11 protein-coding genes are annotated in these 11,645 nt (G+C 43.7%); 5 read left to right on the top strand and 6 right to left on the bottom strand.

Annotation, left to right across the window (positions count from 1 at the left end):
* From IQR33_RS17950 to kdsB, 5 genes are all read left to right on the top strand, one after another.
* On the top strand, positions 1-623 hold a 623-nt coding region (locus IQR33_RS17950), incomplete at its 5' end, for a ComEC/Rec2 family competence protein (protein WP_228013967.1).
* A gap of 31 nt (positions 624-654) precedes the next feature.
* On the top strand, positions 655-2,403 hold the full coding sequence (gene msbA, locus IQR33_RS17945; protein ID WP_042522131.1) for a lipid A ABC transporter ATP-binding protein/permease MsbA: 1,749 nt from the start codon (positions 655-657) through the stop codon (positions 2,401-2,403).
* A gap of 5 nt (positions 2,404-2,408) precedes the next feature.
* Positions 2,409-3,416 (top strand): tetraacyldisaccharide 4'-kinase, encoded by a 1,008-nt coding sequence (lpxK, locus tag IQR33_RS17940; RefSeq protein ID WP_053303249.1) that lies wholly within the window; start codon positions 2,409-2,411, stop codon positions 3,414-3,416.
* Entirely contained in the window at positions 3,397-3,576 is a 180-nt protein-coding gene (locus tag IQR33_RS17935) for a Trm112 family protein (protein WP_005378451.1), read from the top strand. The genes lpxK and IQR33_RS17935 overlap by 20 nt, the downstream gene beginning before the upstream one ends.
* Entirely contained in the window at positions 3,576-4,331 is a 756-nt protein-coding gene (gene kdsB, locus IQR33_RS17930) for a 3-deoxy-manno-octulosonate cytidylyltransferase (RefSeq protein ID WP_053303248.1), read from the top strand. The genes IQR33_RS17935 and kdsB overlap by 1 nt, the downstream gene beginning before the upstream one ends.
* A 79-nt stretch (positions 4,332-4,410) precedes the next feature.
* Here kdsB and IQR33_RS17925 read toward each other — a convergent pair whose 3' ends face one another.
* The 6 genes from IQR33_RS17925 to IQR33_RS17900 form a co-directional block, all read right to left on the bottom strand.
* The gene (locus IQR33_RS17925) at positions 4,411-5,970 is read right to left on the bottom strand and encodes a SpoVR family protein (protein ID WP_005378449.1); all 1,560 of its coding nucleotides are present in this window, start codon (positions 5,968-5,970) and stop codon (positions 4,411-4,413) included.
* Between the two features lie 11 nt (positions 5,971-5,981).
* Positions 5,982-7,253 carry a YeaH/YhbH family protein gene (locus tag IQR33_RS17920; protein WP_005378448.1) on the bottom strand — a complete coding sequence of 424 codons (1,272 nt, stop codon included), beginning with the start codon at positions 7,251-7,253 and terminating at the stop codon, positions 5,982-5,984.
* Between the two features lie 47 nt (positions 7,254-7,300).
* Positions 7,301-9,235 carry a PrkA family serine protein kinase gene (locus IQR33_RS17915; RefSeq protein ID WP_005378447.1) on the bottom strand — a complete coding sequence of 645 codons (1,935 nt, stop codon included), beginning with the start codon at positions 9,233-9,235 and terminating at the stop codon, positions 7,301-7,303.
* 493 nt (positions 9,236-9,728) lie between these two features.
* Positions 9,729-10,229, bottom strand: a complete 501-nt coding sequence (locus tag IQR33_RS17910) for a YfbU family protein (protein WP_017820021.1) — start codon at positions 10,227-10,229, stop codon at positions 9,729-9,731.
* A 136-nt stretch (positions 10,230-10,365) separates the two neighbouring features.
* Entirely contained in the window at positions 10,366-11,031 is a 666-nt protein-coding gene (locus tag IQR33_RS17905; RefSeq protein WP_193843899.1) for an energy-coupling factor ABC transporter permease, read from the bottom strand.
* Positions 11,032-11,185: 154 nt separating this feature from the next.
* On the bottom strand, positions 11,186-11,645 hold a 460-nt coding region (locus IQR33_RS17900), incomplete at its 5' end, for a radical SAM protein (RefSeq protein ID WP_193843898.1).

Genomic DNA, 11,645 nt, shown 5'->3' with positions numbered 1-11,645 from the left:
ATGAAAGCATAGATACACTGATTCTAAGCCATTCCGATAATGATCACGCAGGCGGCCGCTTTTTCATTGAAGATGCCTTTTCTCCACAGCGTAAACTTAGTAGTCAATTCTTTATCGGATATGAGCCTTGCACTAGAGGCGACCAATGGAAATGGCAAGGATTAAAGATGGAAGTGCTCTGGCCTCCTGCACTTGTTCAACGTGCGTATAATCCGCACTCCTGTGTATTACGACTTACTGACCCTATTTCTAACTTTAGTATGCTTTTTACTGGTGATATTGAGGCCATTAGCGAGTGGATTTTGCTTAGAGAACCCGGAAAGTTACAAAGCGATGTGATGCTAGTCCCTCACCACGGGAGTAAAAGTTCATCGAATCCTCGATTTATTGAGGCGGTGAGCCCGAGTGTGGCGGTTGCTTCTTTAGCAAAAAACAATCGATGGGGAATGCCAGCGGAAAATGTCGTTGCTTCATACCGAAAGTTTGGTATTACTTGGCTTGATACTGGTGAGGGTGGTCAGGTAAGCTTCTTTATTCACCGTGATAATTGGCGCTCAGAAACCAAACGTAGCGATACATTTGAGCCTTGGTATAGGCAGATGCTGCGTAAGGGAGTAGAATGAGAGTCTTAATGTAAGAAAATAAAGCACTTCTATGTCGATAAATACTGATGAAACGACTTGGCAGACGTTTAAGCGTCTATGGCAATTTATTCGCCTTTATAAGTCAGGTCTTGTCGTTGCAGTCATTGCATTAGTTATTAATGCTATATCAGATACCTATATGATTTCCCTACTAAAACCGCTACTCGATGAAGGTTTTGGGAACGCTGAGTCTGATTTTTTACGCACGCTTCCATTGATTATTTTTGCCATGATGTTTATCCGTGGCATAAGTGGATTTGTCTCCACCTACTGTTTGAGTTGGGTATCTGGCAACGTAGTTATGCAAGTCCGTCGCATGGTGTTCAATCACTTTATGCATATGCCAGTGTCATACTTTGATAAGGAAAAGACGGGCAACTTATTGTCGCGTATAACCTACGACTCAGAGCAAGTATCAGCGGCAACTAGCCAAGCGTTGGTGAGCATTGTGCGTGAAGGCGCAAGTATCATTGGTCTGTTAGTCTTGATGTTTTACAACAGCTGGCAATTGTCGCTAGTGCTGTTTGCTGTTGCTCCCGTTGTGGCATGGGGTATTGGTGTTGTTTCTAAACGTTTTAGAAAAATATCCAAAAATATGCAGACCATGATGGGTAACGTAACTGCATCAGCAGAGCAGATGCTGAAAGGCCATAAAGTTGTGTTGAGCTATGGCGGCCAAGACATCGAACGTAAACGATTTGAAAAAGTCAGCAACCAAATGCGTCAACAAAGCATGAAGTTGGTGACGGCTCAAGCGGCGGCTAACCCTATCATCCAAATGATTGCATCACTTGCAATTGTTGCCGTTCTTTATTTAGCAAGTATTGATTCGATTAAAGAGCAACTGACTCCAGGTACATTTACTGTTGTCTTCTCTGCAATGTTTGGTCTGATGCGCCCACTTAAAGCGCTGACTAACGTTACTTCTCAGTTCCAACGTGGTATGGCCGCGAGCCAAACGCTCTTCGCGTTAATTGACCTCGAGCCTGAGAAAAACGAAGGTAAGTTGACAGTTGAACGCGCAAATGGCGATGTTTCAGTTAAAAACGTAAGCTTTACTTACACTGGTGCAGAAAAACCAGCATTGGAAAATGTCAGCTTCGATATTCCAAGAGGAAAAACGGTGGCGCTAGTTGGCCGTTCTGGCTCAGGTAAAAGTACCATCGCGAACTTGTTCAACCGCTTCTATGATGTTGACAGTGGATCTATCACATTAGATGGGCATGATATTCGTGATTACGAGCTAAAGAATTTACGCCAGCAATTTGCACTAGTATCGCAAAATGTTCATTTGTTTAATGACACGATAGCAAACAATATTGCGTACGCAACGGATGGCCAATATGAGCGTAGTGATATCGAGAAAGCGGCAACACTCGCGCATGCGATGGAGTTCATCGGCAAAATGGATGATGGACTGGATACCATGATTGGTGAAAATGGTGCTAGCTTGTCTGGTGGTCAACGCCAACGTGTTGCGATTGCGCGAGCTCTATTGCGTGATGCTCCAGTGCTGATTCTTGATGAGGCAACTTCGGCTTTGGATACCGAATCCGAGCGAGCTATTCAAGCTGCACTTGATGAGCTGCAAAAAGACAAAACGGTACTTGTAATAGCGCACCGCTTATCCACAATCGAGAAAGCCGATGAAATTCTTGTGGTTGATGATGGTGCCATCATTGAACGTGGCAACCACGCTGAGCTTATTGAGAAAAATGGTGCGTATGCACAATTGCACCGTATTCAGTTTGGTGAATAAGCGCGGTGATTGAAAAAATCTGGTTTGAAAACCATCCAATAAAATATCTCTTGTGGCCGCTTTTGTGGCCACTGAGTTTATTATTTGGAGCGATAAGCAAGTCAAAGCGAAAGCAATACCAAACTGGCCGCAAGCAAGCTTATAATGCGCCTATACCTGTTGTTGTGGTTGGCAATATCACTGCTGGTGGCAATGGTAAAACACCAGTTGTTGTGTGGCTTGTTGAGCAACTACAGCAAATGGGCTTTAAGCCGGGGGTTGTTTCTCGTGGTTATGGGGCAAAGGCTCCTGCCTATCCGTTAGTGCTAAAAGAAGATACGCCAGCGAAGCATTGTGGCGATGAACCTAAGTTGATTCATCGCCGTACAGGAGCACCTGTTGCGGTAGATCCTGTGCGTTCAAATGCAGTGAAAGCACTGCTAGATTTGGATGTGGATATCATAATTACGGATGATGGATTACAACATTATGCGTTAGGCCGTGATATTGAGTTAGTGATTGTGGATGGTAATCGCCGGTTTGGGAATGAAAGCCTGATTCCATTAGGTCCTTTACGTGAAGGTATTGAGCGACTTAAAGAAGTCGACTTTATCATCACCAATGGCGGTCAAGCGCATACGGGCGAAATCGCAATGGCTTTAGCACCCTCTAAAGCTATTAATCTTAAGACTAAGCAACATGTGGATGTCTCGGAGTTGAAAGACCTCGTCGCATTTGCGGGCATTGGTCATCCTCCGCGTTTTTTTCATACACTAAACTCGATGAACGCAGATGTTAAAGTCACAAAAGGTTTTGCTGACCATCAAGACTTTGATCAACAAGAATTAGAAGCATTGGCTCAACAAGGGACCAATGTGATTATGACCGAGAAAGATGCCGTCAAGTGCAGCCATTATGCGCAAGATAATTGGTGGTATCTGCCTGTATCTGCCCAGTTTGAATCAAACGATGCAGAGCAAATTTTAAATAGAATAAAAGAGGTTAAAGCGGCTTATGGATCACCGTCTACTTGAGATTGTAGCTTGCCCTGTTTGCAAAGGTAAGCTGACGTACGATAAAGATAATCAAGAGTTGATCTGCAAATTGGATCGCCTTGCTTACCCGATCAAAGAGGGTATTCCAGTTCTGCTAGAGCCTGAAGCTCGCACTATGAGCATGGATGAGGGACGCTAATGTCTTTTACGGTTGTCATCCCTTCGCGCTACGCATCGAGCCGTTTGCCTGGTAAACCGCTAGCGGATATTGGTGGTAAGCCTATGGTTCAGTGGGTTTATGAACAAGCGCTACAAGCGGGTGCGGAAGATGTCATCGTTGCAACTGATGACGAGCGTGTTGCGAAAGCGGTTTCGTCATTTGGTGGTAAAGTTTGTATGACCTCTCCCCAGCACGAATCAGGTACGGAGCGTCTTGCAGAAGTTGTTGAAAAGATGGCTATTCCGTCAGACCACATTATTGTTAATGTGCAAGGGGATGAGCCTTTGATTCCGCCGTCCATCATTCGTCAGGTTGCTGATAACTTATCAGGGTGTGAAGCCCCGATGGCGACGTTAGCTGTAGAAATAGACTCGGAAGAGGAAGTGTTCAACCCGAATGCTGTTAAAGTTGTCGCCGATGAGCAAGGCTATGCGTTGTACTTTAGTCGAGCAACCATCCCTTGGGATCGCGATAACTTTGCTAAACAAGACAAAACCATTGCCAACCCATTAATGCGTCATATTGGTATTTATGCTTATCGAGCTGGTTTCATTTATACGTATGTCAACTGGGCACCAAGTGCATTAGAGCAGATTGAGTGTCTTGAGCAACTGCGAGTGCTTTGGTACGGTGAAAAAATTCATGTGGCGGTAGCGAAAGAAGCACCAGCGGCAGGGGTTGATACGCCCGAAGATCTAGAAGCCGTGCGCGCGATTGTTGCAAAGCAAGCGTAACAAATGCTCATATAGATTTAAGAATAAACAAGGCTCCTGAATTAGGAGCCTTTTTGTTTTACTTGTATCGAGGTATTAGTTAAATGTTAGTGTCGTATTGGTTCCGTTTAGGGCAGGTCGCTAAGACCTCTCGGTGACCGGTGTCTTTCACTTCTTGGAGAATGACATCAAAGCCCCATAATCGATACACGTGCTTTAGAACTTCTTCGTAACTATCATCAAGTGGGATGCGGTTGTGAGGAACGTACTGCAACGTAAGCGAGCGATCACCACGGACATCGACATTAAACACCTGAATGTTTGGCTCAAGATTAGATAAGTTATACTGAGCGGCTAGGGTTTCTCTAATGCGTTTATAACCCATCTCATCGTGTATCGCAGCGACTTCAATAAAGTTCTTATGATCATCATCGTTGATCGCAAACAGCTTGAAATCACGCATTAATTTCGGAGAAAGGTATTGGCTAATAAAGCTTTCATCTTTGAAATTATGCATCGCGAAATGCACTGCATCTAACCAGTCGGTTCCTGCTAGGTCTGGAAACCACTCCTTGTCCTCATCAGTTGGTTCTTCGCAGATACGCTTAATATCTCGGAACATGGCAAAGCCTAACGCGTAGGGGTTAATGCCATTAAAGTAAGGACTGTTATAAGGCGGCTGAGCCACGACACTGGTGTGGCTATGTAAGAACTCTAGAATGAACTTTTCAGACACCAAGCCCTCATCATAAAGATGGTTGAGTATGGTGTAGTGCCAGAACGTTGCCCAGCCCTCATTCATGACTTGCGTTTGTTTTTGCGGATAAAAATACTGACTGATCTTACGGACGATCCGAACAACTTCACGTTGCCACGGCTCTAGCAACGGCGCATGTTTTTCGAAGAAGTAGAGCAAGTTTTCCTGAGGCTCGCTCGGGAATCGCTCTTTAATGTCTTCCTCTTTCGTCTTGGCTGTCGGTACGGTGCGCCAAAGCTCATTAACTTGAGATTGTAGGTATGCTTCGCGTTCTTCTTGTCTTGCTTTTTCCTCTGTAATTGAGATTTTCTCTGGACGCTTGTAGCGGTCTACACCAAAGTTCATTAACGCGTGACAAGAGTCGAGAAGCTTTTCCACTTCTTTTACGCCATATCGTTCTTCACATTCGGCTAAGTACTTTTTGGCGAACAGCAGATAGTCGATAATAGAACTGGCGTCAGTCCACGTTTGGAATAGGTAATTACCTTTGAAAAAAGAGTTATGGCCGTAACACGCGTGCGCTATAACGAGTGCTTGCATTGTTACCGTATTTTCTTCCATCAAATAAGCAATACAAGGGTCGGAGTTAATCACAATCTCGTAGGCTAGCCCCATTTGACCATGTTTATAGTTCTGCTCTGTTTGAATGAATTTTTTACCAAATGACCAGTGATTGTAATTGATTGGCATGCCGATACTTGAATAGGCATCCATCATCTGTTCTGAAGTAATCACTTCTATTTGGTTAGGGTAAGTGTCTAGGCGATAATGCTCCGCGACACGCTTAATTTCTTTGTGGTATCGCTCTAACAGCTCAAATGTCCAATCTGGTCCATCCGGCAACACTTTACTGTTACGCTTCTTAGGCGCCTCTCCTGAGAGGTTTCTCGTTGCGGTATTCATCGCTAGCCTCCTTACGCCGTTTCTTTTTGGAATAGTTCACGAAAGACTGGGAAAATATCCTCCACAGAGCGAATGTTTTTCATTGCGAAATTAGGAAATTCTTCAGTGAGTTTTTCGTACTCATGCCATAGAGTTTGGTGCGAGCGCCGCGTGATCTCTATGTAAGAGTAATACTGACAGTTTGGAAGTAATTTGTTCACTAACAGATCCCGGCATCTTGGCGAATCATCTGCCCAGTTGTCACCGTCGGATGCTTGAGCTGCATATATGTTCCACTGACCAATCGGGTATCGCTCTTTTACTATTTCATCCATTAACTTGAGCGCGCTAGATACAATGGTACCCCCGGTTTCTTGTGAGTAGAAAAATTCGTGCTCGTCCACTTCCTTCGCTTGGGTATGGTGGCGGATAAAGACGACTTCGACATTCTCGTAGGTACGAGTTAAGAACAAGTACAAAAGAACATAGAAGCGTTTTGCGATGTCTTTCGTTGCCTGATCCATAGAACCGGATACGTCCATTAGACAGAACATGACCGCTTGGCTCGATGGTACAGGGCGTTTCTCATAGTTCTTGAAGCGTAAGTCGAAGGTATCGATGAACGGCACGCTTTCGATTTTCTTGCGCAGTTCTTCAATTTCAGCCTTCAAGCGGTTCTCTTCAAACTGCTGAGCAGGCTCAATATTTTTGATGCGAGCAAGTTCGTCTTCTAGCTCTTTGAGAAGTCGTTTCTTACCAGCAGTCATTGCAGTACGGCGCGCAAGAGATTGTTGCAGAGAGCGTACTACGGCGATATTGGAAGGGATACCGGCAGTTTGAAAGCCTGCACGGTGTGTTTTCCATTCAGTGATTTTGGCAATTTGGTTTTTTTCTAGATTAGGCAGCTCGAGATCTTCGAACAAAATATCGAGGTACTCATCTTTTGATATTTGGAATACAAATTCGTCTTGGCCTTCTCCATCTGGACTGGCGTTCCCTTCTCCTGAGCCGCTACCCTGACCGCCACCTTTGGGACGCTCAATTTTATCACCAGTAATGAATTGGTCGTTACCGGGATGAACTCGTTCGCGAACACCACCTTTGCCTTGATGAAATATAGGCTCATTGATGTCTTTGTGAGGGATAGAGACGTCTTCGCCCGTTTCCGTATTCGTAATCGAGCGTCGATTCACTGCGTCTGCTACCGACTCTTTTATTTGCTCTTTGTGGCGCTTCAAGAAGCGCTGTCGATTAACAGCGCTCTTGTTCTTGCCATTGAGCCTTCGGTCTATAAATTGCGCCATGAAATAGCCCTCTTCATGTTTCACAAGCGACCTAACTCAATACTGGGTTAGGATGACTTACGTACTCGTAGGTACCACTCAGAAAGTAGGCGAACCTGTTTCTCGGTATAGCCTTTTTCCATCATGCGAGCGACAAAGTCGTCGTGCTTCTTCTGATCTTCAGAAGAGGTTTTCGCATTAAATGAGATAACCGGAAGTAGCTCTTCGGTATTGGAGAACATTTTCTTCTCGATTACTGTGCGCAGTTTTTCGTAGCTGGTCCAAACCGGGTTTTGACCATTGTTATTCGCTTTCGCACGAAGCACAAAGTTAACGATTTCGTTTCGGAAATCTTTCGGGTTAGAAATACCAGCTGTTTTTTCGATCTTCTCTAGCTCAGCATTCAGTGAAGAGCGATCAAATAGCTGACCAGTTTCTGGATCTCGGTACTCTTGGTCTTGAATCCAGAAGTCTGCATAGGTGACATATCGGTCGAAGATGTTTTGGCCGTATTCAGAGTAAGACTCAAGATAAGCGGTCTGAATCTCTTTACCGATAAATTCAACGTATCGAGGTACTAGGTAGCCTTTCAAGAACTCGAGATATTTCTCTGCTGTTTCAGCAGGGAACTGTTCGCGCTCAACCTGTTGTTCAATCACATAGAATAGATGTACAGGGTTGGCTGCCACTTCGGTTTGGTCGAAGTTAAATACGCGTGACAAAATCTTAAAGGCAAAACGTGTTGAGAGACCGTTCATGCCTTCATCGACACCAGCATAATCACGATACTCTTGATAGCTTTTTGCCTTTGGATCCGTATCTTTCAGCGTTTCACCGTCGTATACACGCATCTTAGAGAAGATGGACGAGTTTTCAGGCTCTTTAAGTCGAGAAAGAATACTGAATTGTGCCAGAGTCTCGAGCGTGCTTGGTGAACAAGGGGCTTGAGACAACTCACTGTTTTCAAGAAGTTTTTGGTAGATTTTGACTTCTTCTGAAACACGTAGACAGTAAGGTACTTTCACAATATAAACACGGTCCAAGAACGCTTCATTGTTCTTGTTGTTACGGAAGGTCTGCCACTCAGATTCGTTTGAGTGAGCCAGAATCATACCGTCGAATGGAATCGCAGAAAGGCCTTCTGTACCGTTGAAGTTGCCTTCTTGCGTTGCTGTTAACAGCGGGTGAAGCACTTTGATTGGTGCTTTGAACATCTCAACGAATTCCATTAAACCTTGGTTTGCTTTACACAGCGCACCGGAGTAGCTGTAAGCGTCTGGATCGTCTTGCGAATAGTGTTCAAGCTTACGAATATCGACTTTACCAACCAATGATGAGATATCTTGGTTGTTTTCATCGCCTGGTTCAGTTTTGGCAATACCGATTTGGTCAAGGATAGAAGGGCGTACTTTCACTACTTTAAATTTGGTGATATCACCACCAAACTCGTGAAGACGTTTAGCGGCCCAAGGAGACATGATCGAGCGAAGATAACGGTGCTCGATGCCATATTCTTTTTTCAAAATATCGCCATCTTCTGTGGCTTTGAATAGGCAGAATGGATGGTCATTCACTGGGCTGCGTTCGCCGTTAGCAGTAAGAACATAAATAGGCATCTGTTCCATCAGAGCCTTAAGCTTTTCTGCAAGCGAAGACTTACCGCCACCTACAGGGCCGAGTAGATAAAGAATCTGCTTACGCTCTTCTAGGCCTTGCGCCGCATGTTTTAGGTAAGACACAATTTGTTCTATGGCATCTTCCATGCCATAAAAGTCTTTAAAGGTTTCATAACGAGAGATAACACGATTCGAGAAGATTCGGCTTAGTCTCGGATCCTTTGCCGTATCGATTATCTCTGGTTCACCAATCGCCATCAGTAGGCGTTCTGCTGCATTAGCATAAGCGCTTTTGTCATCTTTACACAGGGCTAAAAACTCCTGTAACGACATCTCTTCATCTTTTGCAGCTTCATATCTTGATTGATAGTGGTCGAAAATACTCATGTCGCTTTCCCCTTTAATAGTCAGTCTACCGACGAACGTTGATTCAGGCTTTCCACCAACAGTTATGCTCGTTGTTGTTTGAATATACGTCCTGTTATCATATTTGGTTCGTACAGAATGTAAGATTGGCGACACCAAAGACTTTGCTTTATGGACGGTTTTTTCGTTACAACGGTGAGCGGTGGATATGAATTTTTCAATCACAGCCTTTCTCTACTTAAGCCTAGTCGGGGATTTGCAATTTTGCTTAACAATTATGAATTTATTGTAAAAGTGACATTTGAATCACTCTTTTATTAAGGACGAATTTATGTCGTGAATAGGTGCAATAGAAATCAAATATTTGGCAAAGACGGAAGAGTCTCAGTGATTCGTTGTTCTACATTGAGCAAGGCAAGTGAAAGAGGTAGGAAGAGAGCAAAGTCTTAGATAAGTTTGTGACAGGGTAAATAACAAGGAGAGCGGGCGCTCTCCTCATTCTTAGATGACCATTTTATGCGCTGAAGATTTGCGCTAGTTCGTTTTCACATAAATGATACTGACGAGGGCAGTTACGCCAAGTTTGCAGCATACGGCGGTATTTATCTAGCATCGGCATTTGGCTGTTAAAGTGATGATCTGCCTTGTCAAACTGAGGGTACAAACCTTCAGAATCGATGAGAAAACGTACGTAATGTACTTGTTGCGCTTCTGAAGCGATATCAAATCCCAAGAACTTCAAGCGACGTTGATCCACGTTGCTGCGATCTTCATCTTCTAGCATGTTGTAAGATTCTTGCATCGCATGATACATCTCCATAACGTCGATGATCTCACGACACTCTGCTTCTGAGAGGCAGCCGAAATCTTTGTTCAACTCTCGCATTTGTAGTTCATAACCACGTTCAACGATCGTTTGTAAGCGTTTGTATTTGGCCGCATTACTTGGATCAAGTTGAGACATAAGGTTGTATTGGTTTGATAGAATCAAACGTTGAGCGTTTGACATTTCCATGGTGACCTCACTAGATATCTAATACATTTTTAATGTGCTTAGGTTAACGCTTAAGACATGAGTGAAACATGATCTCAACACATATTTAATACTAAAAAATGGCAAGAACTGTCACTTTTGACCAGTTTGAAAACACTTATTTATGGTAATGATTGTATATGTAGTCTCGGTCTGAAAATACTCTCAGCCACTCTGGCTTGAATACGGTTAAAACCGCCAGTGCCATACCATTTAATAGACCTTCTGGAAAGGCGAGCAACGGCACAAAAACAAAGTAGTTATGTTGAATGGTTTCCCAATCGTAGTGACCAACTGATAGGTGATAAAAAGAGTTAATGATGAGGTGCAGACTTCCTGTTATCGCGCCATTGAAAAATCCAGCAACGAAGATGAAAACAAAAATGTTTCGTGGCAAGTAGTGGTAACTCAGAAGAAACACTAAGTAACTAATGAAAATCGGAATTAGGGCAGATAGAACTAACGACGTGGGTAAGAGTAGCAAGGACACATCATGTAGTAGGTGGTTGACCAACATAGCGGGAATGCTGAGTAGAAATGCCATGCGCCACCCATACATCATCGTCAGCGTTGTTAGTGCAAGAAAATGAATCTGTAATCCTTCTTTTACACCTGCTTGAGCGGCCCATAAAATACTGAAAAAGAAGAGCGTTGCAAAAACGAGGTGCTGAAATCCTTTTTCTTTTTCCAGTTTGGGCCAAACGACTTTTTTCCAATCTGGTAGGCAGTAGACAGCTACTATCCAAATTGAGACAACAAGAGAGCCTAAGTTAAACAAATCCATGTTACTTCCTTCCTATGCGAACATTACGCAATCATTTCTATCGTTCTTTTTATACCTAAATGACCGCAGAGAAACTCACTGATAAGGCTTAGATATAATCAAAAAAATACCAGCAATAAGCTGGTATTTTAAAGAGGTTAGTCTTGCGGTTCACTTAGTATTTTACGTTATCGTTGTATTGAGCAAGAATGGATTGAATTTCATCCATGGTTTCTTTCGGTGGCGGGTTTACGCCTTCGAGTGGGTATTCTAAGCCTAACGCTTCCCACTTATGAGCCCCTAGTTTGTGGTAAGGAAGTAACTCGACCTTTTCGATGTTATCCATGTCTTTAATAAATTCACCAAGCATGTGTGCTGCTTCTGGGTCATCTGTGTAACCAGGCACGACGACATAGCGAATCCATGTTTTCTTTCCGATTTTTTGTAAGTAACGAGCAAAGTCCAATGTGCGTCGGTTGGATACACCGATGAGATCTTGGTGCACTTCGTCTTTCATGTGTTTGATGTCAAGCATGACTAAGTCTGTTGCATCCAGTACTTCATCGATAACATCAGTGTGCTTACGAACATAACCGTTAGTATCTAGACATGTATGAATGCCTTCGGCTTTAGCA

The organism is Vibrio sp. OPT46 (assembly GCF_015163535.1).
In the GTDB taxonomy this organism is placed as follows: domain Bacteria; phylum Pseudomonadota; class Gammaproteobacteria; order Enterobacterales; family Vibrionaceae; genus Vibrio; species Vibrio alginolyticus.
The sequence above is the reverse complement of the archived record's forward strand: the minus strand, read 5'-3'. Positions and strand labels throughout refer to the sequence as shown.

Bases quoted from the DNA above. Each gene is read 5' to 3' on its own strand.
- IQR33_RS17920 (WP_005378448.1), bottom strand. From the start codon at position 7,253: ATGGCGCAATTTATAGACCGAAGGCTCAATGGCAAGAACAAGAGCGCT.
- IQR33_RS17925 (WP_005378449.1), bottom strand. From the start codon at position 5,970: ATGAATACCGCAACGAGAAACCTCTCAGGAGAGGCGCCTAAGAAGCGT.
- IQR33_RS17905 (WP_193843899.1), bottom strand. From the start codon at position 11,031: ATGGATTTGTTTAACTTAGGCTCTCTTGTTGTCTCAATTTGGATAGTA.
- kdsB (WP_053303248.1), top strand. From the start codon at position 3,576: ATGTCTTTTACGGTTGTCATCCCTTCGCGCTACGCATCGAGCCGTTTG.
- IQR33_RS17910 (WP_017820021.1), bottom strand. From the start codon at position 10,229: ATGGAAATGTCAAACGCTCAACGTTTGATTCTATCAAACCAATACAAC.
- IQR33_RS17935 (WP_005378451.1), top strand. From the start codon at position 3,397: ATGGATCACCGTCTACTTGAGATTGTAGCTTGCCCTGTTTGCAAAGGT.
- msbA (WP_042522131.1), top strand. From the start codon at position 655: ATGTCGATAAATACTGATGAAACGACTTGGCAGACGTTTAAGCGTCTA.
- IQR33_RS17915 (WP_005378447.1), bottom strand. From the start codon at position 9,235: ATGAGTATTTTCGACCACTATCAATCAAGATATGAAGCTGCAAAAGAT.